The 26,409-nt window shown below is 70.8% G+C and carries 20 protein-coding genes; 6 read left to right on the top strand and 14 right to left on the bottom strand.

Features of this window, described 5'->3' with window-relative positions; genetic code table 11:
* Positions 1-4: 4 nt before the first annotated feature.
* On the bottom strand, positions 5-745 hold the full coding sequence (locus G4D86_RS00730; protein WP_163988284.1) for a hypothetical protein: 741 nt from the start codon (positions 743-745) through the stop codon (positions 5-7).
* 320 nt (positions 746-1,065) lie between these two features.
* Positions 1,066-1,830, bottom strand: a complete 765-nt coding sequence (locus tag G4D86_RS00725) for a hypothetical protein (protein ID WP_163988283.1) — start codon at positions 1,828-1,830, stop codon at positions 1,066-1,068.
* 350 nt (positions 1,831-2,180) lie between these two features.
* On the opposite strand from G4D86_RS00725, the gene G4D86_RS00720 reads away from it, so the two are divergent.
* Positions 2,181-3,101 (top strand): hypothetical protein, encoded by a 921-nt coding sequence (locus G4D86_RS00720; RefSeq protein ID WP_163988281.1) that lies wholly within the window; start codon positions 2,181-2,183, stop codon positions 3,099-3,101.
* Between the two features lie 11 nt (positions 3,102-3,112).
* Here G4D86_RS00720 and G4D86_RS00715 read toward each other — a convergent pair whose 3' ends face one another.
* The 4 genes from G4D86_RS00715 to G4D86_RS00700 form a co-directional block, all read right to left on the bottom strand.
* Positions 3,113-4,111, bottom strand: a complete 999-nt coding sequence (locus G4D86_RS00715) for an Rpn family recombination-promoting nuclease/putative transposase (RefSeq protein WP_163988279.1) — start codon at positions 4,109-4,111, stop codon at positions 3,113-3,115.
* A 129-nt stretch (positions 4,112-4,240) separates the two neighbouring features.
* Positions 4,241-6,607, bottom strand: a complete 2,367-nt coding sequence (locus G4D86_RS00710) for a hypothetical protein (protein WP_205519417.1) — start codon at positions 6,605-6,607, stop codon at positions 4,241-4,243.
* A gap of 158 nt (positions 6,608-6,765) precedes the next feature.
* Positions 6,766-8,364, bottom strand: a complete 1,599-nt coding sequence (locus G4D86_RS00705) for a sigma-54-dependent Fis family transcriptional regulator (protein ID WP_163988277.1) — start codon at positions 8,362-8,364, stop codon at positions 6,766-6,768.
* 14 nt (positions 8,365-8,378) lie between these two features.
* Positions 8,379-9,212 carry an MBL fold metallo-hydrolase gene (locus G4D86_RS00700; protein ID WP_163988275.1) on the bottom strand — a complete coding sequence of 278 codons (834 nt, stop codon included), beginning with the start codon at positions 9,210-9,212 and terminating at the stop codon, positions 8,379-8,381.
* A gap of 439 nt (positions 9,213-9,651) precedes the next feature.
* Between G4D86_RS00700 and G4D86_RS00695 the strand changes: the two genes are divergently transcribed.
* On the top strand, positions 9,652-11,145 hold the full coding sequence (locus G4D86_RS00695) for a sensor histidine kinase (protein ID WP_163988273.1): 1,494 nt from the start codon (positions 9,652-9,654) through the stop codon (positions 11,143-11,145).
* Positions 11,146-11,213: 68 nt separating this feature from the next.
* Entirely contained in the window at positions 11,214-11,900 is a 687-nt protein-coding gene (locus tag G4D86_RS00690) for an SDR family oxidoreductase (protein WP_163988271.1), read from the top strand.
* Positions 11,901-12,035: 135 nt separating this feature from the next.
* On the opposite strand, the gene G4D86_RS00685 is transcribed toward G4D86_RS00690, so the two are convergent.
* Positions 12,036-13,058, bottom strand: a complete 1,023-nt coding sequence (locus G4D86_RS00685; protein WP_275899093.1) for a CapA family protein — start codon at positions 13,056-13,058, stop codon at positions 12,036-12,038.
* Positions 13,059-13,606: 548 nt separating this feature from the next.
* Between G4D86_RS00685 and G4D86_RS00680 the strand changes: the two genes are divergently transcribed.
* A complete protein-coding gene (locus G4D86_RS00680) occupies positions 13,607-14,665 on the top strand; it encodes a hypothetical protein (protein ID WP_163988269.1) in 1,059 nt (352 codons plus the stop codon).
* A 41-nt stretch (positions 14,666-14,706) separates the two neighbouring features.
* Here the strand turns inward: G4D86_RS00680 and G4D86_RS00675 are convergent, their stop codons facing one another.
* The 5 genes from G4D86_RS00675 to G4D86_RS00655 form a co-directional block, all read right to left on the bottom strand.
* A complete protein-coding gene (locus G4D86_RS00675) occupies positions 14,707-16,932 on the bottom strand; it encodes a S8/S53 family peptidase (protein WP_163988267.1) in 2,226 nt (741 codons plus the stop codon).
* A gap of 25 nt (positions 16,933-16,957) precedes the next feature.
* The gene (locus tag G4D86_RS00670; protein ID WP_163988264.1) at positions 16,958-19,705 is read right to left on the bottom strand and encodes a CHAT domain-containing protein; all 2,748 of its coding nucleotides are present in this window, start codon (positions 19,703-19,705) and stop codon (positions 16,958-16,960) included.
* Positions 19,702-20,526: a hypothetical protein gene (locus tag G4D86_RS00665; protein WP_163988263.1), complete on the bottom strand. Its 825-nt coding sequence runs from the start codon at positions 20,524-20,526 to the stop codon at positions 19,702-19,704. Before G4D86_RS00665 ends, G4D86_RS00670 begins: the two co-directional genes overlap by 4 nt.
* A complete protein-coding gene (locus tag G4D86_RS00660) occupies positions 20,523-21,185 on the bottom strand; it encodes an RNA polymerase sigma factor (RefSeq protein WP_163988261.1) in 663 nt (220 codons plus the stop codon). The genes G4D86_RS00665 and G4D86_RS00660 overlap by 4 nt, the downstream gene beginning before the upstream one ends.
* Before the next feature lie 63 nt (positions 21,186-21,248).
* Positions 21,249-22,268: a WD40 repeat domain-containing protein gene (locus G4D86_RS00655; RefSeq protein ID WP_163988259.1), complete on the bottom strand. Its 1,020-nt coding sequence runs from the start codon at positions 22,266-22,268 to the stop codon at positions 21,249-21,251.
* Between the two features lie 255 nt (positions 22,269-22,523).
* Here G4D86_RS00655 and G4D86_RS00650 point away from each other — a divergent pair, with 255 nt between their 5' ends.
* Both G4D86_RS00650 and G4D86_RS00645 read left to right on the top strand, forming a co-directional pair.
* The gene (locus tag G4D86_RS00650; protein WP_163988256.1) at positions 22,524-23,171 is read left to right on the top strand and encodes a hypothetical protein; all 648 of its coding nucleotides are present in this window, start codon (positions 22,524-22,526) and stop codon (positions 23,169-23,171) included.
* A gap of 18 nt (positions 23,172-23,189) precedes the next feature.
* Positions 23,190-24,452, top strand: a complete 1,263-nt coding sequence (locus tag G4D86_RS00645) for a hypothetical protein (protein ID WP_163988255.1) — start codon at positions 23,190-23,192, stop codon at positions 24,450-24,452.
* On the opposite strand, the gene G4D86_RS00640 is transcribed toward G4D86_RS00645, so the two are convergent.
* Positions 24,449-25,120 carry a TetR/AcrR family transcriptional regulator gene (locus tag G4D86_RS00640; protein WP_163988253.1) on the bottom strand — a complete coding sequence of 224 codons (672 nt, stop codon included), beginning with the start codon at positions 25,118-25,120 and terminating at the stop codon, positions 24,449-24,451. The genes G4D86_RS00645 and G4D86_RS00640 overlap by 4 nt on opposite strands.
* Positions 25,120-26,211 carry a saccharopine dehydrogenase NADP-binding domain-containing protein gene (locus G4D86_RS00635; protein ID WP_205519415.1) on the bottom strand — a complete coding sequence of 364 codons (1,092 nt, stop codon included), beginning with the start codon at positions 26,209-26,211 and terminating at the stop codon, positions 25,120-25,122. Before G4D86_RS00635 ends, G4D86_RS00640 begins: the two co-directional genes overlap by 1 nt.
* Positions 26,212-26,409: the final 198 nt, after the last annotated feature.

Raw genomic sequence — 26,409 nt, 5'->3', positions numbered from 1 at the left:
TCGGTCAGGGCCGGAGCCAGGCGACGCGCAGGGCGACGGTGAACAGCGCATGGAAGCCGTCATCCACCAGGGGGAGCGGGATCTCCTGGGGGGGCAGGCCGGGGAAGGTGACGGTCTGATCGCCCGTCCGTATGGTGTAGCTGCCGATGGACGCGGTGATGATGGGGCCGAAGGACAGGGAGCGCGTGAGCTTCACGTCACCGCCGAGGGCCAGCCGGGCGTACGTGGGCCCCCGGTCGGTGACGGAGAACTCGACGCGGGCGGGCACCGGGCCCACGTCGGGCACGGGGACGTCCGTCTCGCCTTCCAGGGTGCTTTCGGCGACCTCCAGGCCCACGCCGAGCCCCACCCACGGGTCGAAGCCGGCCCCGGGCGAGAAGTGGTAGCGGACCTCGGGGCCGAAGCGCCACTGTCGGAAGTTGCAGTCGAAGCCCTCGGGACAGGAGAGGTCGCTGTGCTTCTCGAACACCTTCTCGTACGAGCCCCAGAGGCCGAGGTACCAGTGCGGGCTCGCGCGGTAGCCGACCTCGAGGAGGACGGGGAGCGTGATGCTGGACGCGTCGGTGACCTTCAGGTCCTGTGGCTCACCGGTCGTCGGGGACACGCCATTCTTGTAGACGTAGCCCACGCCCGCCCCGGCGCCGACGCTCAGCGCGACCTGCAATCCTGTCGGTCCTTCCTCGCGAGGGGCGCCCGGTTCCTGTGCCGCCGCTTGCGACGCGAGCCCGAGGGTGACGACGACCATCCAACTCCAGCAACGCCTTCCAGGCATGGGACTCCCCTTCGTGAGCAGCGCCGCGCTGGTGGTGGGTGAAGCGTTCGGCGCCAGGGAAGGGCGCGCCAGGACGCCGTCATGTCGGGGAGGACAGCAGGGCTCGCGCGGGCTGCGTAGGACGACTCGGGGTTCATGTAGTGCCGGCGCGCGTCCGGGCACCAGCGGCCGGACGTCGGGGGCGGAGTCGAGCAGGCGGCGGTGCCCGCGCCCCGCGGGCATGTCATGTCGGCGGGTGGACATCCTCTGTGCCAGCGGGCAGGTGTCGGTTTCCACGCCTCGCGGACAGGCCATCAGAGCGGGAGCCAGGCAACGCGCAGGGCGATGGTGAACAGCGCATGGAAGCCGTCGTCCACGGGCGTCAGCGCCGTCGTCTGGGGGGGCAGGCCGGGCAGGGTGACGGTTCGCTCACCGGTGTGCACCGTGTAGCTGCCGATGGACGCGGTGACGATGGGGCCCAGGAACAGGGAACGGCCGAGTCGTACGTCTCCACCCAGCGCCAACCGGGCGAAGGTGGGCCCCCGGTCTGTGACGGACTTCTCAATGCGGGCCGGCACGGGTCCCACGCCGGGTACCGGGACGTCCCTCTCTCCCTCCCCTTCACTGACGGCGATCTCCAGGCCTACGCCGAGCCCCACCCACGGGTCGAAGCCGGCCCCGGGCGAGAAGTGGTAGCGGACCTCGGGGCCGAAGCGCCATTGCCGGAAGTTGCAGTCGAAGCCGTCGGGGCAGGAGCGCTCGTTCTCCTTCGGGAACACCTTCTCGTACGAGCCCCAGAGGCCGAGGTAGCAATGCGGGCTCGCGCGGTAGCCGACCTCGAGGAGGACGGGGAGCGTGATGCTGGAGGCGTCGGTGATCTTCAGGTCCTCCGGCTCCCCGGTCGTCGAGGACACGTCATTCTTGTAGACGTAGCCCACGCCCCCTCCGGCGCCGACGCTCAGCGCGAGCTGCAACCCTCTCGGTCCTTCCGCGCGCGGGGCATCCAGTTCCTGGGCCGCCGCAGGCGACGCGAGCCCGAGGATGACGACCATCCACATCCAGCAACGCCTTCCATGCATGGGGACTCCCCCTCCGCGTGCAGCGCCGCGCTGGTGGTGGGTGAAGCGTCCGACGCCAGGGAAGGGCGCGCCAGGACGCCGTCATGTCGGGGAGGACAGCGGGGCTCGCGCGGGCTGCGTTCGACGACTCGGGGTTCATGTAGTGCCGACGCGCGTCCGGGCACCAGCGGTCGGACGTCGGGGGCGGAGTCGAGCAGGCGTCGGTGCCCGCGCCCCACGGGCATGTCATGTCGGCGGGTGGACACCCGTGCGCCCTCGGAAGCGACCTTGCATGCGAGGGCGGGCGTCCGCACCTTGTCCCGGTCGTGGCCTGCCATGGGGAGGCCGCGCCTGGCCTGGCGGGGAACGGGATGGACCTGTGGCGCATCCTGCTGGCACCGCTGTACGCGACGTGCCTGACGGCGCTGGTGGTGGCGGCGTTCGCTTTCGGACGCAAGGACGCGGCGGCGAGGCCGTGGCGCCTGCCGCTCGTCTGGTTCGGCCTGCTGGTGGTGGGTGCCTTCTGCGTCGCGTCGCGGTTCCATGGTGGAACCGTGCAGGTGCTGTCCTTCGAGATCGCGACGAAGGCCGCGGGCTCGGCGCTGCTCGTCGTGGCCGCGGGGCTGGCGGTGCGGGGCTCGCGGGCGCGCTTGCGGGCGGAGTTGCTGCGGGCCTCGGTGCCGAAGTCGCTGGATGAGGCCATCGCTTCACTGCGAGCCGGAAGCGCGCCGGGGTGGGGTGTGTACCGTGGAAGCCTGGACGCCGCCGATGCGCTGACGTCACCGGGTGGTGTGCCCTGTGCCTTCTACGAGGCGGAGGTGCGCGAGGTGGCGGAGGACGGGCGCAAGGGCCCGCTGCTGTCACGAGAGCGCGCCTATGCGCCGGTGCTGGTGCTGCGAGGCGAGCGGGTGAGGGCGTCGGTGCGCTTCTCGCCGTCCACGCTGATGGCCCCGGTGGAGGTGCGCCGCTGCCAGGCAGTGCCGGGCACCGTGCCCGCGTCCTGGTACGAGGATGTGCCCGGGGGCCAGGTCACGGCCACGGAGCCGGAGGCTCTCTCCTGGGAGCGCGTGGGCGCGGCCGGCGAGATGTGCCTCGTGGTGGGCGAGCTGCGACGCGGCTCGGAGGAAGGCTCCTACGTGGTCTGCGGACGCGACGGAGGGCCGGCGCTGTTGGTGCTCGGTCCCGAGGCGCCCGTCACGGGAGGAATGCTCGCGCGCCGTGCCTGGACGCACTTCGCGGCGGCAGGAGCACTGTCCATGGCCGCCGCGTTCGTGCTGTCGCGGACGATGTGAGCGCGCGAGAGCTACTGCGCCATCTCGTCGAGCACGTCGGCGAGCGTGGTGGCGTTCAGAGACTTGTCGAACCAGCGGTCCAGCGTGGCGACGTCGGTGCAGGTGAGGATGCGCTGCCGGGCCTGCTTGTCCAGGTGCACGCCCCGAGCAGTGAGGATCCGCAGGATGTACTCGGCACGCCCTCGGGTCACTCCCTGCGCCAGGCCCTCCTGGCGTCCCTTTTCCATGAGCTCCTCGCCGTAGCTCCGCATCAACTCCTCCGTGCGCTGCCTACCCACCACCCAGTTTAACACCTGCCCGGCCGCTGCATGCACCGCCTGATCTCCCGTCAGCAGCAGGTACTGAATGAACACCGCCAGGTGACTGTCGCCTTCGGGACCTGCCTGCACTTGCGCAAAGAGCGCCACCCACTCTGGCAATCTTCGCGCGAGTTCCTCGCTGCGCCCGTAGCGCAGCACCAGCCACGCCAGCCGCGCCATGGGCGGTCCCGGACGTGCCTTCAGCGCCTCCTCACGCCTGGCCGTCAGGTCATCGAGCAGGTATTCGAAGCGCGGCACCAGTGCCCGCCATTGTTCGTGCGCCGCCCCAGGAAACTCGAACAAGTCCTCCACCCGGCGCGGCGCCGTCCAGGCTCCGTTGGGCCCGTGGTACATGACGAGCGGGATGATGAGCGGCAGCGTGGTGCTGTCGAGGTGATGCTGGCGCCAGCGTTCCAGCAGGCGCACCACATAGCGCAGCATCCGCAGCGCCATCCACCGGTCCACCGAGGACTGGTGCTCCAGCAGGACGTACAGCAGCAGCGGGTGGCCGCCGCGAAGGCGCGCGGAGAAGAGCAGGTCGCTCTCGGTCTCCCGGAGGTCCGAGTCCACGACGCTGCTGGACTCCACGCGCAGAGACGGCCAGTCCACTTGTGAGACGACGTGCTCGGGCAGCACGGCGCGCAACTCCGCAGCGGCGTTCTCAGGATGGTCGAACGTGTGGCGAACGAAGGTGTCATGCGGTCCGGGCATTGTGGGCCGGACCACAAGCACGACATGGGCCAGGGCGGAGCAGATGCGTTTGCGCTCTGCTCCAGCCCCCGCGTGGGTCTCTTGTCACGCGGCTGGAGGGAAGGGACCCGGATGCCGACTTCCCGCGGCTCAGGCGCTGTTTCCGGTCCCCTTCGCCGTGGAGAACACCAGCTGCTCCCCACGGTCCGCCATCGTCACCGTGAAGGTCCGCTCCACGCTGGCCAGTCCCAGCGGCGTGGACTTCGCCAACTCCGACAGCAGTGAGCCCGCGGCACGCATGTGGAAGCCCGTGTTCCACATGCCCTCCATCTCGCCGAACACGGTGCGCACTTCATCCGGGGCCTTGCGCTCGTTGATGGCCCGGTTCAGGCGCACCATGCCGGCCACGAAGGCCTGGCACTTGGCCAGCGTGCCCCGGTTGCGGTCCGTCACCTCGGCGAAGGTGAAGTTGCCGCCGTCCGGTCGCCACGTGCTCTCGATGAGCAGCAGGTCCTTCCCAATCGGGTCTCGCTTCAGGAAGGCCTCGGCGATCTGCGCCGCGCGCGAGGGCGCCAGGTCGCCCGTCATCATGCTGCCCTTCTCCTGCACCTCGCGCAGGTACGCCTCCCAGATGGGCGCGTACACCGAGCGCCGGAACTCCGCCGAGGCGCGCGGCGTCTGCTCGCTCCACGGCATGGCCCGGGCCAGCGCCCGTGAGAACAGCGCCACGTCGAACGCCTGCACCTGAGGCACCAGCGCCCGGAACGTGTCGTCCGCCATCTTCAGCTCGAGCCGCGTCTCGATGGGCTCCTTGCCCGTGTCGCCCTGGAGCGTGCCCATGACGGCGGCCGCGTCCGCCGCGTCCAGCACGCCCCACACCACGGCGTCATCCACCGCCGCCTGGAGCTCCTTCCGGCTCATCTTCTTCTGCCGGCCCCACAGCATCAGGTGCAGGCCGTAGCGGAAGTCCGAGGCCACCGGAGCAGGGGAGAACTGCTCCATGTCCGCCTTCAAATCCACCACCCACTGCCCGCGGTTGCCGAGCAGCTTGTCTTCGTACCCACGCCGTCCGAGGAACGCCTGCCGCCGCGCGCCCTGGCCGTTCTCCTGCGTCACCCAGCTCTCCTTCCGAGAGCCGCCCGCCTTGAGCACCTCGAACGCGCCGAGCCCCAGCGAGAAGCCATACGCCTGCTGCCGCGTGAGCGACGTCGTGTGCAGGTAGTTGCGCAGCTCGAAGGACTTCTGGTTCTCCGGCAGCTCCTTCATCCACTTCAGCAGGTCCACCAGGTTGCCCTTGATGAGCGAGCCGTGGAAGCGCATCGCCGTGGCGTCATCCACCACCACCTCCAGCAGCGTGGAGGCCTCGGACAGGCGCAGGTATTCGTACTGGAAGCCGGCGGCAATCTGCGTCTTCGCCACCTCGTCCAGCTTGACCTCCACCTTCTTCTTGAAGTCGTCCCACGCCACCTTGACGTTGGCCAGGTCCGCCAGGTTCGGGTCCAGGCCAATGCGCTCCAGCGCCAGGCGCAGCACCTTCTTCTGCACGTCGTCCAGCTTCAGCTTGCTCGCCTTGTCCACCAGCGCGTCCATCACCTGCAGCGCGGTGGCCTCCGTGGGCGTCCCCAGCTTGCCGGACAGCTCCCGCAGCGCCGGACCGAGGAGCGCATCGAGCACCCGGCCCAGTTGCGTCTTCACCGCGCCCGGGTCGACGAACTCCACGGTGACGCCGAGCCCCGCGCCGAGCGTCGCCTCGTGCGACTTCGCCTTGCGCACGGCAATCTGGATGCGCCCGGCGCGCGGCCGCGAGAAGGTGAGCTGGTAGTCGTCCGTGAGCCCGACCTTCGCGGACACGCCCGCCTTCATGTCCGTCTTCAGCGCCAGCAACTCGCTGCCGCGCACGAAGGCCAGGCGGCTCAGGTTGGCGGTGAAGAGGTCCGCCCAGTTCAGCTCCAGGCGCGCCTGGAGGTTGCCGCGGGCCTGCCACGACAGCGCGTCCCCGGTGCTGAGCTTCGCGATGTCCGTGGCCTGCATCAGGCGCAGCTCGGCCAGGTCCAGCTTCGCCGCCTCGCGCATGTTCTGCGCGAGCGGGTGGGCGCGGTAGTCGCTGAGCGTGACGGACAGCTCTCCCTGCGCGCCGGACGACAGGAAGGACAGATTCACGCCCGCCGCGGACTTCACGCGGGCGGTGACCTGGTAGCGCATCCACCCCATGTCTCCGCCGAGCAGCAGCTGCGGCCGGGGCGCGCCGGGGGCCGGCTCCTCCTCGGAGGACTCGCCCACCACGCGGTTCTCATCCACGTCGCCGGGCGAGTTGAAGTTGCGGATGGACGCCTCGCCGCCAGCCTCGAACGACAGGGTGAAGTCGGTGAGGTTCAGCTTGGGCGGGAGGAGGTTCTCCTGCGTGAAGGTGCCCTGGGCGAGGGACACCTTGATGTCCTGGTCCAGGAGCTTCACGTCGGGAACCTGCCGGGCAATCTCGTCCGGGAGCTTCGCCAGCAGCTTGTTGACCACCTTCATTCGAGTCCCCCTGGGGTATGGCCTTCGGCCATGGAGTTCGGAGCCCTCTGGTCGTACGACGACCGCGCTCGCGGAACAAGCCACCCAGCTGAAACGCCCGGCAGTCACCGGATGCCCTGCCCCGGAGGACAGGTGTCCCCACACCCGCGCGCGCTGCGTCAGGCCTCGTCGCCCAGGCCGTACTCCTTGAGCTTCCGCGCCAGCGTGTTGCGGCCAATCTCCAGCACCTTCGCCGCCGCGGTGCGGTTGCCCTTCACCGTGTCCAGCACGCGCAGGATGTGGCGCCGCTCCACCTCCGCCAGCGGCAGGAGCCCCGCTTCACCGCTGCTGGCGGGCGCACTCTCGCTCGGGGCCCGGCTGTCGGTGGAGACGGGGGAGGGCGCGGACGGTGCGCGGTCCAGGTTGGGCAGCGGCAGGTGTTCCTCGAGGATTTCCCCTTCGCACAGCACCACCGCGCTCTCGATGCAGTTCTCCAGCTCGCGCACGTTGCCGGGCCAGCGGTAGCGCTTGAGGCGCTCCAGCGCGGCGGCGCTGAGCCGCGGAGCCTGCAGCCGGTGGCGCTTCGCCACGGCGGCGACGAAGTGGCGCGCGAGCCGCTCGATGTCCTCCGCGCCGCGCTCGCGCAGGGGCGGGAGCACCACCTCCACCACCTTGATGCGGTAGTAGAGGTCCTCGCGGAAGCGGCCCTCGGCCACCATGCGCGCCAGGTCCCTGTGCGTGGCGGCGACGATGCGCACGTCCACCTTCACCGCCTGGGTGCCGCCCACGCGCTCGAACTCGCGGTCCTGCAGCACGCGCAGGAGCTTGCCCTGCACGGGCAGCGGCAGCTCGCCAATCTCGTCGATGAACACCGTGCCGCCGTTGGCCGCCTCGAACTTGCCGGGCACGCGGTGGTCGGCGCCGGTGAAGGCGCCTCGCTCGTGGCCGAACAGCTCGTTTTCAATCAGCGTCGCCGGCAGCGCGGCGCAGTCCACCTTGATGAAGGGCTGATCCCTCCGCGGCCCGTTGACGTGCACGGCGCGGGCGAAGAGCTCCTTGCCGCTGCCGCTCTCTCCGCGCAGCAGCACCGTCGCATCCGTGGGCGCGGCCTTGCGCACCAGGCGGTAGATGGTCTGCAGCTGCGGGGACTCGCCGATGATGCGGTTGAAGAAGTAGCCGACGGGGGCCTGGGGCTGGTCCTTGGCGCGCTGCAGCTCCTGGTAGAGGCTGGTGCTCTGCAGCGCGGTGCTCACCTGCGAGGCAATCGCGGTGAGCCGCTCCGTGTCGTCCGCGGTGAAGGTGTCGCCGCCCCGGCGGTTCAGCACCTGGAGCACGCCGTAGACGGCACTGTCCGCGTCGAGCAGGGGCACCGCCAGCAGGCTGGTGGTGCGGTAGCCCGTCATCCGGTCGATGTCCGCGAAGAAGCGGCGCTCACCGCGCGGGTCCGGGACGTTGATGGCCTGGCCGACTTCCGCCACGGTGCCGGCGACGCCCTGGCCCAGCTTCACGCGAATCTGCGACACCTCCGGCAGGTGCGCCGCGCGGCTGAACAGCTCGCGGCGCGCCGGGTCCAACAGCCACAGCGTGCCCCGGTCCGCCTGCATCGTGGAGGCGATGCGGTCCATCAGCGTCTGGAGGAACGCGTCGAGGTCCACCTCCCTCCCGACGAGACCCCCGAAGGGGAGGAGGACCTGGGTGACGTCCGCGGGCGGGTGGGGCATGGGGGGCAGCGGCGGAAGGACGAAGGCCGCGGCCTCACCATAGCATCCGGAGGGCATCGGGCCGCCTCCTCTCAGGCAGCGTGGCCGAGGACGAGCCGCTGGCCCTCACGCGCCGGCTCCACGACTGGGAACACCGAGCGGGCCTGTTCGGCCATGTCCTCCAGCACGTCGTCCGCGTGCGCCGGGTCGTGGTGGAACAGGCACAGCCGGCGCGCATTGACGAGCTTCGCCACGCCCGCCGCGTCCATCATCGTCGAGTGGCCCCAGCCCTTCTTGGACATGCCCTTGCGGCCCTCGTACTCGTCGGGCGTGTACTGGGCGTCCAGGCACAGCACGTCCGTGCCCTCGAAGAGGCGGGCGACTTCGGGCGACAGGTCCTGCATCCGCACCTCCACGTCCGTGGCGTAGATGAACGAGTGGCCGTCCGCCTCCACCCGGTACGAGAGGCAGCCCTGCGGGTGCGGCACGTCGATGGGCGTCACCTTGAACGGGCCGACTTCAATGGGCTGCGCGTGCAGCGCGGAGCGGAAGTCCATGTGCGAGCGCATCGTGGACAGCGGCACCGGGAAGTGCGGCGGCTGCATCTGCGCGGCCAGCTCCGACAGCAGCGCCTGCGCGCCGTTGGCGCCGGGGCCGTACATCACGAACTCAGATGTGGGCAGGTACGCCGGCGTGAAGAAGGGGAAGCCCTGCACGTGGTCCCAGTGCAGGTGCGAGAAGAACATGGTGGCCTTCTGGGGGGCGCCCTCACGCATCATGATTTCGCCCAGCGCCCGGATGCCCGTGCCCGCGTCCAGGATCAGCCGGTGGCCCTGGCTCGTCACCTCCACGCACGCCGTGTTGCCGCCGATGCGCGAGCCCGACACCGCGATGCTCCCCCGAACCCCGTAGAATCGGACTTCCATGATGAACCTCCTTAAGTGGGGGACATCCTCCTCGGACGCCCTGACACGGGGAGGCATGAGCACGTGGAGTGCCAAGTCCAAGTGGCTGGAATTACTGGGGACGTTCCGCCCGATGTCGAGCGGTGCACCATTGTGGATCGCCACCGGATGGTGCGTGCGCGCCATTCCGGAGCATCCGGGCTGGCAGGGGTTCCTGCTCTGGAACGCGGGGCAGGCCTCCCTCCCCGAGGCTCACTTCCAGCCTCAGTCTTGTTTCATGGCTCGGATGCAGAAGCTTTGGACACGCACGTTCATTGCCTGCCTTGTCGTTGGAGTCCCTTTCGACATCCTGTGCCCTGTCTGCTACTCCAAGCTCCTCCCCCTCTCGGCCTGGCAAGCCTCTGAAGCCTTCGTGGTGGTCGCCCTGGGGGTCTTCCTTGGCAAGGAACTCGTTCTGGCCTTGCTGCTCCGATGGATGCTGCAGCCGCTGGATCGCTGGTGGAGTGCTCGGGGGACTCGCGAGGAGACGGACCCGGTCGTCCTCCAGGCCCTGACCCGCGCCTACCGCACCCCCAGATGGTTCACCGTGGCGTGGGCGGGCACCTGGGCCGTCCTGCTGTCGAGCCTGCCAGTCGGGCTGGCGCTGCTTCTGCCAGAGCGGGTGACGCTGGGGGACAGCGAGCTGCTGCTCACCGGACTCATGGTCCTGGCGACGGTTTCGGCCAAGATCGCCGTGGCGACGCCGCTCCTCATCTGGCAACTCGCGCCCATCACCCGGGAGCTCTCCCTCAGCGCCCGTCAGCGCAACCTGCTCACCCTGCCTCACCTCGTCTCATTCCGGAAGAGGCTGATGGTCTTCACCTGCTGCCTCGCGCTGGCGCCGACGAGCTGGATGACCTGTGCGTTCCTCGCTCCCTCGCCAACGCCCGGCACGATGTTCCTCTTCGCCTTCACCGCTCTGGTATGGGCCCCCGTGAGCGCGTTCCTCGTCACCAAGGCCGTGTCCGGACAGATCAGCGCCATCCGGAAAGCCGTGGACGGGATTGTCGAGCGCTCGACCACCCAGGATGTGGGGTACATCCCGGTGCAACAGCCCGACACGCTCGGCCACCTTGCCGAGGGCATCAACTCCATGGTGGACCAGCTCAACGCGAGTGCCAGGACCCGCGACGAACAGATGGTGGAGCTGGACAGGCTCTACCACCAGGCAGCGGATGCCCTACGGCTCCGGGAAGAATTCCTCACGGTGGCTTCCCACGAGCTGAAGACGCCTCTGACGTCTCTCTCCCTGACCTTGGAGGCGTTGGAGCGGAGGTTCCAATCGGACCAGGAGGTGTCGAAGGAGTATCTTCTGCGCGCCCGGCGCCAGGTCGCCAACCTCGCCGGCCTGGTGGACGACCTGTTGGATGTTGCCCGAATCCAGCGCGACAACCTGGCGCTCCAGCAGGCCCCCGTCTCCCTGGGTTCGCTCCTTGCCGAAGCCATGAGGGACTTCCGCTCCCTCTCTCCTCGTCACCACTTCACCCTGGAGCTTCCGCAGGATGAGGTGCACGTGAAGGGAGACGTGGCTCGGCTGACACAGGTCTTCAACAACCTCCTGGACAACGCCGTCAAATACAGTCCCGAGGGCGGGGCGGTGAGGGTGAAGCTCACGTGCAGCCATGGCGAAGCTCGCGTGTCCATCTCGGACGAGGGGGTGGGCATTCCCGCCGAGCAACTTCCCCAACTCTTCGAGCGTTTCTTCCGCGCCCGCACCGCCGCGGCGACGCGCTTTGGAGGACTGGGGCTCGGGCTCTACATCTGCCGCAACCTGGTGGAGCAGCAGGGAGGGCACATCGAGGTGCAGAGCGAGGTCGATAAGGGCACCACCTTCACCGTGAGACTCCCCGAGCTCCGCATGGCCCCGCAGGAGGTGACGCTCCAGCCGGAAATGGAAGCCCCAAGCGGGATGTAGAGTCCTTCCCACCCGATCTCGCCCACGCCCTGGCAATGTTCAGTTCGCTTCGGCATGGTGCCGCTCCCATGCACCTCGTCATCACAGGCGCCAACCGCGGCATCGGCCTCGAGCTCACCCGGCAGTTCCTCGCGCGCGGGGATTCCATCGACGCAGGCGCCCGCGACCCGGCGCAGTCCAAAGAGCTCTGCGCCCTCGCCGCTTCCTCCGACGGCCGGCTGCAGGTGCACGCGCTGGACGTGGCGAGCGAGGAGAGGGCGCGCGCCTTCGCGGCCGGCATCACCCGTCCCGTGGACCTGCTCATCAACAACGCGGGCGTGCGCACCCGGCGCGACGACCTCGAGGACCTCTCGCTCGAGGACGCGCTGGAGATGCTGCAGGTGAACGCGCTCGGCGCGCTGCGGGTCACCCGCGCGCTGCTGCCGCGGCTGCGCGAGGCGCGGGGCGCGAAGATCGCGAGCCTCAGCTCGGGGCTCGGCTCCATCGCCGACAACGCCTCGGGCGGGGGCTACGGCTACCGCATGTCCAAGGCGGCGCTGAACATGGCCACGCGCTCGCTCGCGCAGGACCTGCGCGGCGAGGGGCTCATCGCGGTGGCCCTCAGCCCCGGATGGGTGCAGACGGACATGGGCGGTGCGAGCGCGCCCTTGCAGGTGTCCGAGTCGGCCGCGGGACTGCTCGCGGTGCTCGACCGGCTCACGCTGCAGGAGAGCGGCAGCTTCCTCGACTTCCGCGGCGAGTGCCTCGCCTGGTGAGTGGGACGCGCTCGGGCATGGGCTCCTGTCCGTGCGCAAGTGCGCCCGGGCTTCAGGGGACCTGGTCGATGACCCTCGAATCCACCTCTCCCACGGGGGCGAGCGCGATGGAACGCCCAGGGTGCATCGCCGACCTCATGGTTCGGGCGCTCGCTCCTCGCGAACCGGCGCGAGCTCGAGCCCCTCGCGGGTCTCATGCAGCAGGGTGCCCAGGGCGGCTGAGCGCTCGAGCATCTTTCTGAGGATGTCTCGCTGTTCACGACCGCGCGCGAGCTGGGCCTGGAAGTTGCGGATGACCGTTGGGATGAGCAGGAGCCGGCGGAGCTGCTTGCCCTCGAAGTCCAGCGCGAACACGAAGGACTCGTCGTTCCGCTCGACCTCGTCGACCGCGTAGTCGTCCACGAAGTCCCCGCAGCTGTAGAGGATGGGCCCGCCTCTGTAGAGGCCCACCCCTCGGAAGATGTGCGCGCTGTGGCCGAACACGACGTCGGCACCCGCATCGACGAGGAGGTGCGCGGCTTCGACATGCGCGCGGGGCGGCGCTTCGCCCCAGTTCGGGCCCCAGTGTGCCGAGACGATGGTCAGGTCGGCGCGCCGCGAAGCCTCGCGGATGATGTCGAGCAGGACCCGAAACCGACCGTCAGTCGGGTCCACCGGCGCGTAGAACGTCCCGGGGGTTGCCCCCTTCGCCTCCCAGCCAGGCTCATTGTCGGTGAACGCCACCATGGCGGCGGTCAGCGGGCCCAAAGAGAACAAGGCCGGTCTCCGCGCCGCCTCGAGGGACGGGCCCGCCCCCGCGGCCCGGATTCCGTGGGCCTCGAGCGCAGCGAGACACTCCAGCAATGCCTCGCGCCCCATGTCCATTGCATGGTTGTTGGCCAGCGAGGCCACGGTCACCCGCGCCTGCTCGAGCACGGCCACGTTCTTCGGGTCCGAGCGGAAGACGAAGACCTTCTCCGGCCACGGTTCACCCAGATCCGAGATGACGCATTCGAGGTTGAGGATGAGCGCGTCGGCCGACAACAGCACGGGCAGGACATCGCCCCACGGGTACTCCGGTGGCACTTTCTCGAGTACCTGGTTCACCAGGCGGCCCAGCATGACATCTCCGAGCAAGATGAGTCGCAGCCGCTCTATCGCCGGAGTCTGTGCTGGCATCGCTACGTCCTCGCCTGCCTCCGACGCTTGCGCTTCGAGCGGTCGCTCGAATGCGTGTTTGACCACCTGCTCGCTCGACTCTTGGGCCCACCCTGGCGCTCGGGCCGGGCTGTTTCGGTTGTCTGGGCAATACCCACAACAATCATGTGGGCGCCGGAGCGCAGGACAAGAGGGGGTTCGGAGCCTGCGGTCTGTCGGGCCTCGTCGTTACGGGCCGGGAAGTCGAGCGCTGCGTCGGACGAGAGTCTGTATTCGCCGCCTGTCGTCGAGGCGAGGGTGAGCTCCGGTCCGAGACACGGCGCGAAGTGCAGCTGCCAGGACGCGAAGAGGAGACCGTCCTGCTCGGCCAGGTCGTCCACGGTGCGGCCCCACCTTCTCCTACGCTCGAGGGGCTGCGAAGTGGCGGTGGCACCCGCGTAGGGGACGCGCCATGACGACCCTGTCACGAACGGACGGGCCCGGGCTCGCGTCCTCAGAGGGAGCGGGGCTCTGCACCAGTCTTGCACTGGCAGCGAGGCTCACTGATGGAGGAGGTTCCCATGCGATGGATGCGCACGTTGACACTGGGTGGGCTGGCGATGCTGGGCGGCTGTACCCAGAGCAAGGTGGAGGAGGAACAGGACATCGTCCTGAGTGGGCGACTCGTTGACGAGGCTGGCGCGCCGCTCCCGGACGCGCTGCTGAAGCTCTACCGCAGCGAGAACTCCTCGTGCGCGTTCGCGGCCTTCTCGTCGAGCTGGAGGTCGGTGAAGACCCGAGCCGATGGCACCTTCGAGCTCGACCTGCTGGGGGCGGACACCCGCAACGGGAGCATCGCGCGCTGCTTCGTCGCCCGCTCGCCCGCGCAGTCCCAGGGAAGGAGCGTCTCGGCCTACTTCCTCATCCAGGAGTCGGAGGTGGCGCTGCCCGCCTTCCAGGAGTGGAGCGGCACGCCGACGGCCACCGCGGAGGCGCAGGGGGTGAGCGTGGGCTTCCGGCCCCTGTCCGCCACCCACGGTGCCGGGAACGATGAGCACGTGCTGTTCATCCGCCCGTCGAGCGTCAGGGAGGCCTGGCAGGTGCTCAAGGCCTCCTCGCCGGTCCGCCTGAGCGACTACGTCCTCGAGGACGCGGAGGGGCTCAAGGCCTCCGTCAACGTCGAGCGCAAGGTGAAGGTGGGGGACGTGACGGTCGGCGTCACCTACTCCAGCGATGATGTGGCCCTGCCTCGCCGCGCCCTCGTCCCGGCAAGCCGCGGCGCGGCGTGCACCTACCTGAACGCCGAGACGCCCTGCCGCATCACCAACGGCGACCTGGGCGGGCTCGTGCTCTTCCAGACGGGAGTCCGGGAGGTCGCCGTGCAGCTCTCGCGGTCCGTGGTGCCGCGCAAGGCCGTGCTGCGCAACTTCGGGGTGTCGGGCACCATGAATGAGCTGGTGCTGGAGGGGAGCGCCGACGGCACCCAGTGGATGTCCCTGGCCAACCTGCTCGCCGGCGCCGGCGTGCAGCCCTTCATGGAAGTGGACCTCACGGGCACGACACCGGTGTCGCAGGTCCGTGTGCGGGCAACCCCGAAGGATACGACGGGAGAGCTGCGCTCGCTGGGGCAGATCTCCCTCTTCGAGTAGCAACACGCTCGCGGGGGGCGTTCTCCACCACGCCCTCCGCGCTATTGCAGGAGCAACTCGCTGGACGTGGAGTACGAGACGCCCAGTTCCTCGCCGCGCAGTGTGAGCACCGCGCTTTCGATGGGTAGCCAGGCCGGGTCGATGGGAATGCCGAACACCTTGACCTCGTCACCCGCGGTGAGTTGGGTCTCCCCCTCGAGCTCCAGCAGGCCGGAGAGGTCCACCTCATACCTGCCGTTCACCAGCAGGGTGGGCGAATCCAGGCTGCGTGGCGAATACTCGCTGTCGATGCTGATGTAGAGCGTCGCGGTGGGGGCGAAGGACTCCTCGGGGTCTATCTCCATCAGGCAGCAGGTGCAGGGATTCTTGCTCGGCTGCGGGTTCGTCCAGGGCCGGAGCGGGATGCCGTAGTACTGGCGGAATGGACAGACTGTCTCCTCGTAGCTCCAGCGGCTGGAGCGCAGCGCGCTCTGACGGCACACGGGCAGCGGCGGCAGCGCGACGTTCAGCGTCGAGCCGTCGATGGTGCGGGTGAGCTTCGACTCGATGGAGCTCCAGGCGGCCGTGTTCAGCGACGGCAGCGGCGAGCCATATGCCGGACGCGAGGTGCACGCGGGGAGCTTCGAGGAAGGCGGACAGCGCCCCAGCCCTCCCGCACAGGCGTTCGCCAGTGCCTGGCAGAGTGAGACGCGGCGGATGCGGCGGCGCGCGTCCGTGGCGGCCCAGGGGCAGGGGGCCCCGCCCAGGCAGAAGTCCGCGGGAGTGCCCAGGTCGACCGAGGCCTGACGGACCCCTTCCATCAGCTCGGGCCCGGACAGCTCGGGCCGGTAGCCCCAGACGGTGGCGACGAGTCCGGACACCACCGCCGTGGACACGGACGTTCCCGTGAGGATGTCCGTGGGCACGAGCTTGCCGGACGCGTCGACGTCGGTCGCCAGCGCGTGCGCGCCGGGTGCCGCCAGTCGAGGACGCCCCCCGGGGCGGGTGCTCGCCAGCGGCGCGTCGTCCCCCCGCACTCCGCCCACCGCGTAGACCAGGGGCCGATAGACAGTCGCTCCGGCGGGCGGAAGGGGAGGGTACGCTCCCGCCCCCGAGTAGCCCGGGTCCTCGAGGAGCTCGCACTGCGCGAGCGCGGGTGCCGGCTTCTGTTCCCAGTACGCGGGGAACATGGCGCCTTGGACGGCGTCCGGTCCGCCAGGGTCATTCCCCGCCGCGGCGATGACCAGGGCCCCGCGGCAGACGGCATGGGTGATGGCGGCATGGACCGCGCGCACCGCCGCCGGCAGCTGCTCCACCAGGTTGCCGCTGTATGCTCCGCCGTAGCGCCCGTCCCACGCGAGGCTGAGGTTGACGACCAGGCGCGGCTGGGGCGTCGCCGTCTCCCCCGGGGGGACCTGCCCCGCGTTGTGGCCGCGCCACTCCGTCACCGCGGCGTGGATGGACCGCGCCAGCTGCGTCTGCTCCCCGAAGTAGCCCCCATGCGCCAGGTCCCTCACGTTCGGCGTCACCTGGGGGAGCGCCAGGTGGTTGGCCACCTGGGCAATGCAGACCGGGCTTCCGTCCGGACAGCCCAGCTCACGCACCACGCGGCCCATCGCATGACCATGACCGAGCCGGTCCTCCACCGCCTCGCCGTCGCTGTAGCCGTGAGGCGCGGAGTCCACCATCGCGACGCGCACCTCCGCGGGCGGAAGCGCCCCGCCCGGGGGGAGGACCGCGACCTGTCCCGTCTGCGCATGGAAGTCCGTGTGCAGCGCCTTCCAGGCGGCGTTGGCGGTGGCGCTCGAGCCCAGGGGGGCCACCACCTGACAGTCGCGGTCGAGCCGGACGGCCCGCGCGCCCAGGCCCGACTTCAGCTGCGCCACCGCCTGCTGTGAGGGGAGGCCTCCCCCCTGCGTCACCCAGTCGTACGAACAGAAGGGCGCGAGCCCGGGGGGCAGGGACCATGTGCCCCGCGAGGCCTCGAACAGCCGTGCCCCGACCCACTGGCCTTCCTGGCCGGAAGCGCCCTGCGGACAGCTGTCGATGCCCTCGGCCAGGACGGCAATCCATCGGTTGCTCGGGCAGGCTGCCTCTTCGGTGATGGGAGGCGACACGGGGACGCAGGTTCCCCCATTCACGGGGCAGGGCGGCGCGCCGGCATCCAGACCGAGCTCCCGCTGCGCCAGGGCCGGGCTCCCTCCTTCTTCGAGACCTGCTCCCGAGGGCGTACAGGCCATGACTCCGCAGGCCAGGATGCTGGCAACCAGAAAGCGGACGGGCTTCATGTGGGTGTCTCCCGGTGGGGTGTGTCTATGGAACGAGTGCGCGGAAAGCGGCCCAGTCCGCCTCCGGCCGGCTGGCGCGAAGCTCGAGTTGGGCGAGGCGGAGCGCTTCCGACAGCTCGGTGGAGGTGCGGGGGCCGCCATGGCGGTAGAGCGCCCGCATCAGCTCCATGGCGTGCGTGTCGTCCACCTCGCGCCATGCGGCCACGGCCCCCCGAGCGCCAGCGGCGAGGAAGGCCTGCGCCAGCCCCAGGCCTTCCACCGGGGAGTCCTGGGCCGCGCGAACCGTCTCACAGCCAGAGAGCACCACCCAGGCGGGTACGCGGCGCAGGGCCAGCACGTCCCCCACCATCAGCCGCCCCTCGTGGAGGGGCAGCGTGCTCTCCCACCCGCCGAGCCCCGCGAAGCGCCCATGCCCCGCGTAGTGGAAGAGCTCCGCGTCCTCGAGTGCGGCGCGAACCCCGGAGCCCGTCGCGGCGGGGCCCGACAGCACCTGGACCCGCCAGTCCTCGCGCAGCGCCTCGTGGACGCGCCGCGCCTCCTCCCGCGCCTGGGGGAGGTTGCCCTCGGGGTCCGCGACGATGAGCGCGGTGCGCTCCGGGGCTGCGGCCTCGTCCTGCGCCGGCTTCGGGCTCGCCAGGTCCAGCGCATAGGCCACCGGACGCCCCGCGACCAGGGCATCCCCCTCGAAGGGCAGGGCATGGAAGTCCACGGCGCGAAGCACGCCGTAGGGAACCAGGGTGACGCGCCGGGCCGCGGCAAGCGCCTCGTGAAAGGGCTCCAGCAGGGTGGCGGCGAGCGTCGCGGGTGGAGCGCCGGGAGCGAGGGGCTCGAGGAAGCGGGCCGTCACGTGGCGGTCATCGGCCGCGAAGCCGACCCAGCCTCGCGGTGCCGGGTAGTAGACGAGCCAGAGCTCACCGGGGCCGGGGCGGGCGCGCATGCCCCGTGAGGGGCTCCCCGCGGAGGCCGGCGCCAGGAGGGAGAACGCCTCCTCCAGGAGTGCCCGCAGCCGCTCCTCGCGCAGCCGTCGGGCCTGGCGCACCTCCGCGAGCCGGGCCGCGGCCAGCCGCCAGTCCCGCGCGGCCTCTTCATCCAGCGCTTCGCGCTCCTGGCGGTAGGCCGAGAGGGCACTGTCCCATCGGGCGCGCTCTGTCGCCGGCAGGTGCGTCACCCGGTCCGACAGCCGCACGGCCTCGAGCACCCGTGCCCGCGCGCGCCGGGCCACCTCCAGGGCCTCCGCCGTCTGTCCCGCCTTCACCGCGAGCGCCACGTACGCGCGGCTGCCGCGCTCGCGCTCACGCAGGAAGACGTGCCGGCCCTCCATGAGCGGCACCCGCAGGGCCTCGCCGTCCAGCAGGTCCTCGGCCTGGGCATACGTCGCGAGCGCCGCACGCACGTCGCCGAGCTGCTCCGCTGCCCGGGCCCGGCCGAACGCCGCGCGCCAGCGGGCCTCGGGTGAGGCCGACGCCTCGGCCAGCTCGGCCAGTCGCGCGAAGAGGTGCCGCGCCTGGCGCGCGTGCCCCGCCTCCAGGAGGATGCGCCCCTCGAGGTCCATCCACCACAGGGCGAGGCGTGCTCCCGGCTCGGGGCGTGCGCGGCGGGCCTCCCGCAGCCGGGCCGCCGCGGCCCCGGCGCGCCCCGCATGCAGCTCCGCCAGCGCCAGGTTCACCAGGACATTGGCCTCGTCATCGGGACTGGCACACACCCCGCGGTAGAGCGCGAGCGCCTCCTCCAGCGGGGGCACCGGCTCACCCCGGGGCGGGCCACCGGCCTCCCGTGCGAGCAGCAGCCCCCAGCCGATGTTGGTGAGCAGATCCGCCCTCTCACAGTCGGAGGTCCCTGTCTCCGCACGCAGCACTTCCAGCAGCGCGAGGGACTCGGCGTCGCGGCCCAGGGACTGGAGCGTCGTCGCCAGCACCTGTCGCACCGCCCGCTGCAGGCGCCCGATGCCCAGCCGCTCCGCGAGCAGCGCCGCCTCGGTGAAGTGCCGGAGCGCGGTGCCGGGGTCTCCCGACTCGAGGGCCAGCAGCCCCTCGTGGTAGGCGAAGTGGGCGCTCCCCTCGGGATGGCTTTCCTCCAGGGGGCCCAGCGCTCCGAGCACCTCGCGCGCCTCGGTGAAGCGGCGCCCGTGGTGGATGAGCGTATACGTGAGGACCATCGCGTCGCTGACCTCGTCCGAGCGGCGCTGCGCGCGACGGTGGAGCGTCAGCGTCTCTCTCAGCAGCGCGACCGCTTCGTCGGAATGGCCCAGTGACAGCTCGACGCGAGCCAGGAGGCTCTTCGCCCGCGCGCGAGCGACGTCCGGGAGCGCCGGGGCCTCCTCGCGCAGCAGGCGCGCCGCCTCTTCGGGCTTCCCTTCCGAGCGCAGCGCCGTCGCGCGTTGGAGCAGGGGCACCGGCTCCGTCTCCCGCACCGGCAGTCGCCACACCGCCGGGCCGCCGGGCAGCGCCACCTCCAGCACCACCTCCGTGGCTCCGGCTGGCACCACGAGGGTGCAGGCGCGCCCGCCCGCTGACTCCTGCTCCTCCACGGGAAGCCGGGCCCCACCCGCCGAGACAGTCAGCGCCACCCGCGCGGGAAGCTCCACCCAGAGCCGCAGGCGGCGGTCCTCGGGGAGCTCACACACCGGTCCCCCCAGGACGGCGGCGCAGCCGGCGAACCCGACGCGCAGGGACGGCGAGGGTGGGGGAGTCGCGGCGGGCGCCTGGCGCTGGCACTGGCAGGCCCCGCTGGTGAGCACGAGCGCCAGGGCCAGCAGCAGCGCGGCACGGCTCACGGGCGGTCCACGAGCAGGAACTTCCGGGTGAGCAGCCTCCAGGTGCCCGCCTCCGGTGCGCGGCCCTCCTCGACCCGGGCGAGCACCTCGCCCGGTGCTTCCGGGAGCGTCCCGGGGCGCCCCACGGCGATGGCCAGAGTCCACTCGCCCGGCGGGAGGGAGAGCAGCGCTTCCACCGGACCCTGGATGCGCACCGCGCCCTCCGCGGAGCGCTCCAGGGGCGGATTCCAGGCCCGCGCCTCGCCCGGCCGCAGGAGGAAGGCGCGCACCTCCACGGGCCCGTCCACCGCCTGCTCCGGGCGCACGAGTACGTCGAGCCGCGAGCCGGGACCCAGGCGTGGCACCTCCGACTCCGGCGCCCCCGCGCGCACCGCCTGCTCGCTGGAGACGGACAGGGTGTAGCCCGGCAGCGGTGGCGCCTCCCTGGGGAGGACGAGCAGGAGGATTGCGGCGGCGGCGGCCACGGCCCCCAGCGCCGGCGCGAGCCTCCGCCAGCGGTGCCCGCGGGCGGGTGGGGTGATGCGGGTGGGAGGTGCTTGCCGGACGGAAGGCGGCGCTTCCGGGGCAGGAGGCAATGCTTCCCGGGCGGGCTCCTCCGCGAGCTCCCGCGCCAGGCGCGCGGCGATGTGCTCCCGCGCGGCCGCATCCAGCGGACGGAAGGCCTCGTAGGCCTCCGTGGCGGAGGGGTCCTCCGCGGCAAGCCGCTCCAATTCCCGCCGCTCGTCCTCCGAGAGCGTCCCTTCCGTGAGTGACTCCCAGCGCTCGTCGCGCTGACGCTCCCGCGCCACGCGGCCCAGCTCGAGGAGAAGTTTGTCGCTCATGGGGTGTCACTCACTTTGCGTATTCGCGGCGGCGCCTGCGGATCTGACAAGAGCTCCGCGCCGAGCTTGCGGCTCAGCCGCCCCAGCCGGCTCTGCCAGGCGTAGACGGCCTCCCGGCTCATCCCCGTCTGCTCGCAGACCTCGGGCACCGTGCGCTGCTGGATGAAGATGAGCTCGAAGAGGGAAAGGCCCAGCGGGCTGAGCTCCTCGCGCAGTCGGTCCAGGAGGGCCTCCAGCATCTGCTGGGACTCCAGCCGCAGCTCCACGCTCGAGGAGTCCTCGGGGGCGTCGAGTTCCTCCATCAACGTGGGGTCCTCCGTCCAGGGACTGCGGCGCGTCGTCCGGAGGATGGAGGCCACCTGCCGCTCGGCGACGAAGCCGACGAAGTTGGCCAGCGACAGGCCTCGCTCGGGCTTCCACGCCCGCAGCGCCTTGCCCTGCTCGGCGAAGAGGGCGGCGAACACGTCCTGCGTCAGGTCCGCCACCTCCTGACGGATGTTCCGGCCGCTCGCGGCAGCGGCCCGGCGCAGCAGGGCTCGCGCCACGCGGGCCTGGATGACCGGGGTGAGCGCATCCACCAATGCGCGCAGCGCCTCGCCATCCCGGGCGAGCGCTCGTTCCACCAGCTCCGAGGTCCCCTCCGTTACGCCGCGAGTCATGAAGTCGAAGGACTCTAGAGGTGCCGCCGCGCGGGTGTCCACCCGCCGTGCCGGGGGCTGCCGCTATCCCGGCCGCACCACGCCGCCCAGTCCACTCTCTCTCAGCACGCCATCGCCGAGGACCGTCAGGAAGCGCCTCGCCGCCGGGTGCCAGGCAACGGGCAGCAGGTCCGGATCCTGGTGGAGCCGCTCGCCCGTCTCCAGGTCCCACACGGATGTGCCGTGGTCCTTCGCGCTCACGAGCAGGAAGTCACCATCCCTGTTGAACTCGCCGCGCGGCGGGCCCGGGAACCAGCGGAGCAGCTTCCCGCTCTCGACGTCATGGAGCATCACCGCGTCGACCAGATAGGACGCGTCGCCGCCGAAGCCCCAGACCGCCAGGGTGCGGTCACCCACGAAGCACCTCGGGCCGTCCCAGTGGCCATCACAGGCGCGGAGCTCCTTCACGGAGGGCCCGTCCTCGGATTCCCACACGTTCGCTTGCAGCCACCGGCGCAGCGAGAAGCTCCTCAGCACGCCCACCGGGTGCCACACCCACCCGTCGTCCACCAGCCACGCCCCCTCCGGAGAGAGCGTCAGACCACAGTGGAAGTAGTCGAGGTAGTGCGCGGGTCTCGGCTCGCCTGTCCCCCACCGTGGGAAGTCTCGCGGTGTCAGCAGCTCGCCCGTGGCGGGGTCCGACACATCGAGCCGGTTCCAGTCCGTCGCGTGCACGAGGAGTGTCCTCGCCCCGCTCCGGAAGAAAGCCACGGAGAACGCGCAGACCTCTTCGTTGTAGGTGCCACGGTCGAGCCTCATCGTCAGCGCGCCAGACTTCAGGTCCACGACGACGCCCTTCTGGCCGGACACGTTCACCACGGCGGCGAAGCGCCCACAGGGCGAGGCGTGCAGCGCGAGCGGCTCCGAGAGCTGGAGGTCCTCCGCGCCCACCGAGCCGAGGTGGGTGAGCGCGCCATCGTCGAGGTCGATGCGAAGGAGCCCACCCCGCGCGTCCACCGCGAGCCAGCTCGAGCGGGGCTGGTCCCCGGAGGGGGTGAGCGCACGGAGCACGGTGCCAGCCAGCGTGGGGGTGGCCGCAGGCAAGCGTGTCCATGGACCCGTCCTCCTTTTCCGATGCAAGCCTGCCATGGCGCGGGGGAACACGGGACTCCCGCGGTGGCGACAGTCCCACGGCCCGCCTCAGGGAGTGGACACTTCGGGGAGCGGCCGGTCCTGGTCGTCGTTGTGGACGAGTAACGGGTTCATCTCGTTCACCACGCTGTCAGATTCAATTCCGACGTCGCGAATAGCGATGTGTTCGCGCTCACCGTCCCGGTGAGGCGACCACGGAGCCTTCACATGTCATTGAATCGAAAGCGCGTGCCCGGCGCGTTGCTGTGGGCTGTCACACTCGCGTTTCTCGTTCCGAAGCTGGCGCTTGCCACGGACCCCACCTCGCTCGCGGAAATCATCGACGACGGGAGCACCTTCCGCTTCGGGCTCGCGCTCCGCGTGGCACCGAACACCGTGACAGTCACGACGGTCTACAACCGCATCGCGGGAGCCCTCGTCGATGCCGGCGCTTCGATGGTGCAAGGCGTCCCGGTGGTGTCGCAGCTCGCGGTCCAGACGGACGCGCAGGGACGCTTCTGGGTCGACGCTCCTCCGCGTCCGGAAGGGCAGCCGCCGTTGCCCGACGGGGTGTACAGCCGCTGGCTCGAAGTGAGTCATGTCCCGGGGCCCGGGGCGCGAAGCCGGGCGCCGTTCCGCGAGCGGCGCACCCTCTACTTCCGCGTCGTCAATGGCGTGGCCCAGCGCCTCACGCTCGCTGCGTATTCCGCGCAGGTCGACCCCGCGTCGCAACGGAAGAACAAGCTGGGGAGTCTCGAGCCTGCCCATCCCGGCGTCCTCGCTGCGAGGCAGTCCGTCCTCCAGACGAATCCGCTGCCGCTCGTCGAGAGCGGCACGGCCTACAGCACCCCCGACAACAGCGAGCAGGGCCAGTAGGCCCCGGAGAATCCCATCATGAAGACACCCCTGTGCCTGACCGCCGCGCTGGCAGTGAGCCTGCTGGCCCCCGCTGCATCCGCCGCGACGCGGACCTATTGCTTCGAGCTGCTTCTCAAGGACGAGCGCATCGATTGCCCGACGCCGTCCGACCCGGGCGCGAAGCGCGCCTGCCACCAGGAGTTCCACAACTTCACGACGCAGCCGGACGGCGACTACACCCATCCCGTGGGCGCGCTGGTGGAAATCTGGGACAAGGACGACACGAGCGACGACGAGTACATCGGCACGTGGATCCTCGTGAACCCGACGGGTGGCTGCGCCACCTTCGAGTGGGAGGGCGAGAGCTACTTCAAGGGTGAAACGCATCCGGACCCGTACGTCGTCTGGAAGTCGGAGGTCCGTGGCACGGCCGGCGGTCCCAAGGTCGTGGCGCGGGACCTGGCGAACAACCGCTACGGCGGTGTGACCTGGCGCCCGAACGCAGTCACGAACTGCCAGAACGGCGCGGCGTGCAACCAGCCGGGGTATCTCCTGGTGACGACGGACAGCACCACGGAGCGCGGAGGGCGGGCGATGTCGCTCGACAGCTCCCAGCACATGCTCCAGGCCTACTCCAGCATCCTCGAGGCCGAGGACATCGACATGGTCTGGCCGGAGTCGGGCAGCGCGGCCTTCAACCAGAACAAGTATCAGGTGTCGGGGACGCGCGGCGACCAGGCCCAGTCGGCGGCGCATGAGCTCGGGCACGTGCTGCAGATGCAGCAGTTTGACGAGGATGACCTGTCGAGCGACTGCTCCCTCAATGGCTCAGGCCATTCCCTGGAGCTCACGGAGTACGAGTCGTGTGCAACCGCCGAGGGCTGGGCGGGGTACGTGGCCATCGCCTCGCTCTGGGACCCGGAGAACCCGGGCTCCGCGCCCAGCCGCTTCGGAAGCGACTTCGTGGAGGCGGAGCCCATCGCTCCGGTGTGCACCGACAACAAGGGCCTCGAGGCCCAGGTGGTGAAGGCCTTCTGGGACCTGGACGACTCGGACAACGAGCTGGCTGAGGCGCCCGCGGGACAGGACGACCAGAAGAACTCGACCACCCTCGACATCGCGCTGCGGTGGGGCGTCTTCCCGGACGGCACGGCCAACCGCGAGGACCGGGAAAGCGACCCGGATGGTGTGAATCTGTGGGACTACCACATCAACAGCCAGTCCTGGTGGGCGAACCTCGACGAGACGCGCCAGACGCTCCTGGGCCACAACTGCATGGGGACGCAGGACACGAACTAGTCCCTCGGCCGCGCGCCGGCGCGGGGGACGCCTTCCAGGACTTCCTCCAGCACGGCGCGCAGCTCCTGCTCCAGTCCCGGCACCGAGGCCGCGCGGAGCGTTCCCCCACCCCTGAAGAGTGACAGTCCCTCCAGGAAGGCCACCACCAGCGCCGCGCGGCGCTCCAGGCGCGAGGGGGCAAGCCCGGGGGCGAGCTCACGCAGCAACTCCACGATTCCCGCCCGGAAGCCCGCGTAGAAGACAGTGAGCGCGTCGGAGACCATCGCGTCCCGCCCGGCGAGCGCCCACAGCTCCGCGAAGAGCTGGCAGTGACGCGGCGACTCCTGGTCCTCCAGCAGCGCCTCCAGCGCGCGGCGGAGCCGCTCCACGGGCGCACGGCCCCCTTCCTCCACCCGCGAGCGTACGCGCCGACTGGCCACTTCCAGGTAGCGCGCGAGCAGGGCCCGCACCACGTCCTGCTTCGCGGGGAAGTAGTACTGGAGGTTGCCCACGCTGAGCCCCGCCCGCTGGGCCACCCGGCGCAGCGTGAGGCCCGCGTGTCCGTCCTCGATCAGCGTGTCGGTGGCCGCATCGAGGATGGACTCCACGCGCTCGGTTCCCTTGGCATGCACCGCCGTCCCCTCACGGGGCTTCGCGGAGGGGAGCTTGCGCCGGGGGGCGCGTGGCATCAGGCCGCCTCCTGGCGCAGGTGCTCCTCGAACCGCACCTGCACGCCGCACGCGCGCAGGGCCGCCAGCGCCTGCTCGGGGCGCGCGTCGTGCTCGGGGAACCACACGCCCGCGGCGGGGGGCGGCGCGCCATCCAGCCCGAGCAGCCGCTCCGTCCCCAGCAGCGCGCCCGCGGCCGTCAGGTGCGCCTGTCCCTTCGGGTCCACCACCTCGATGCGCAGCACGCCCCGCGCGCCCTCCACGTCCGCCACCCACGCCGCCTCGCCCCCCGTGCCACTGCTGGCCATCAGCGCGCGCCGCACGGGCGTCAGGCGGGGATGCTGGAGCAACCGGAGCAGCCCGAGCCGCTGGAGCGCCGCGAGCATCCAGGTGACGGTGCCCGAGTCGAACCCCAGCCGCGTCGACACCGTGCGCGCCCCCAGCACCAGCGGCAGCGTGGCCTGCTCGGGCGTGTCGAGCCGGAAGACGCGCGTGGCACGCCCATCCGAGAGCGTCACCCTCCGGCCATCCGTCAGCGGTAGCACCCGCCGCTCCTTCCCCTCCTCGGTGACTTCGAAGGCCAGTCCCAGCCGGTCCATGTACTCCAACGAGTCCGGGCCGGCCTGGTCAGCCAGGGCGAAGCGGATGCCCACGTCGACCCGCTCGATTCCGCCCACGCGCTCCGCCACACCCGCGACCAGCCTGGGCACCAGCCCCGCCATCCACGCGGAGCTGAGCAGCACGGGCGTTCGCACGGGCGTCCCCGACAGCCGCAGCACCGCCGTCTTCAGGCGCGACGTCCAGCGGGTGATGTCGAGCACCGCCATTCCTTCCCGCACCGCCGCGCGCAGCACCGCGTCGTCCGGGTCATTGACCAGCGACACCACCGCCCGGGGCCGTCCGGGCAGGGCCACCAGCGGGGCAGGGGCCGCCACGTCCACCACCGCCGCTTCCGCATTCCCCAGCCGCCGGGCCAGCGCCTCCGCGGGCTCTCGCCGGCGTCCGGCGATGACCAACGGAAGGTCCGGATGCCGCTCCCGCAGCAGCTCCGCGAGCCGCACGCCCACCACGCCGTAACCCCCCACCAGCACGACACTGCCCTCGGACACCATGGCTCGCTCCACTGCCCGGCGCGGTCCATCCACGCCGCATCGCGGATTATCTAGGTCATTCGACCTATATTTTCACGACAATCGTCCGTGCCTCCTGGAGCGCTTCGGCGCGGCGACGACGCAGACGGAAGGACGCCCGAGGTCCAGGCAGCGCCAGGCGAGCGGATGGGCCCTCTGCGCAAGAAGCTCGGCGTCGGT

Origin of the sequence: Pyxidicoccus caerfyrddinensis, assembly GCF_010894405.1 — a bacterium.
In the GTDB taxonomy this organism is placed as follows: domain Bacteria; phylum Myxococcota; class Myxococcia; order Myxococcales; family Myxococcaceae; genus Myxococcus; species Myxococcus caerfyrddinensis.
The sequence above is the reverse complement of the archived record's forward strand: the minus strand, read 5'-3'. Positions and strand labels throughout refer to the sequence as shown.

Coding starts and splice junctions, on each gene's coding strand:
- G4D86_RS00690 (WP_163988271.1), top strand. CDS start 11,214: ATGCACCTCGTCATCACAGGCGCCAACCGCGGCATCGGCCTCGAGCTC.
- G4D86_RS00665 (WP_163988263.1), bottom strand. CDS start 20,526: ATGAGCGACAAACTTCTCCTCGAGCTGGGCCGCGTGGCGCGGGAGCGT.
- G4D86_RS00680 (WP_163988269.1), top strand. CDS start 13,607: ATGCGCACGTTGACACTGGGTGGGCTGGCGATGCTGGGCGGCTGTACC.
- G4D86_RS00720 (WP_163988281.1), top strand. CDS start 2,181: ATGGACCTGTGGCGCATCCTGCTGGCACCGCTGTACGCGACGTGCCTG.
- G4D86_RS00725 (WP_163988283.1), bottom strand. CDS start 1,830: ATGCATGGAAGGCGTTGCTGGATGTGGATGGTCGTCATCCTCGGGCTC.
- G4D86_RS00715 (WP_163988279.1), bottom strand. CDS start 4,111: ATGCCCGGACCGCATGACACCTTCGTTCGCCACACGTTCGACCATCCT.
- G4D86_RS00705 (WP_163988277.1), bottom strand. CDS start 8,364: ATGCCCTCCGGATGCTATGGTGAGGCCGCGGCCTTCGTCCTTCCGCCG.
- G4D86_RS00685 (WP_275899093.1), bottom strand. CDS start 13,058: ATGCCAGCACAGACTCCGGCGATAGAGCGGCTGCGACTCATCTTGCTC.
- G4D86_RS00635 (WP_205519415.1), bottom strand. CDS start 26,211: ATGGTGTCCGAGGGCAGTGTCGTGCTGGTGGGGGGTTACGGCGTGGTG.
- G4D86_RS00660 (WP_163988261.1), bottom strand. CDS start 21,185: ATGACTCGCGGCGTAACGGAGGGGACCTCGGAGCTGGTGGAACGAGCG.
- G4D86_RS00650 (WP_163988256.1), top strand. CDS start 22,524: ATGTCATTGAATCGAAAGCGCGTGCCCGGCGCGTTGCTGTGGGCTGTC.
- G4D86_RS00640 (WP_163988253.1), bottom strand. CDS start 25,120: ATGCCACGCGCCCCCCGGCGCAAGCTCCCCTCCGCGAAGCCCCGTGAG.
- G4D86_RS00710 (WP_205519417.1), bottom strand. CDS start 6,607: ATGAAGGTGGTCAACAAGCTGCTGGCGAAGCTCCCGGACGAGATTGCC.
- G4D86_RS00645 (WP_163988255.1), top strand. CDS start 23,190: ATGAAGACACCCCTGTGCCTGACCGCCGCGCTGGCAGTGAGCCTGCTG.
- G4D86_RS00700 (WP_163988275.1), bottom strand. CDS start 9,212: ATGGAAGTCCGATTCTACGGGGTTCGGGGGAGCATCGCGGTGTCGGGC.
- G4D86_RS00675 (WP_163988267.1), bottom strand. CDS start 16,932: ATGAAGCCCGTCCGCTTTCTGGTTGCCAGCATCCTGGCCTGCGGAGTC.
- G4D86_RS00730 (WP_163988284.1), bottom strand. CDS start 745: ATGGTCGTCGTCACCCTCGGGCTCGCGTCGCAAGCGGCGGCACAGGAA.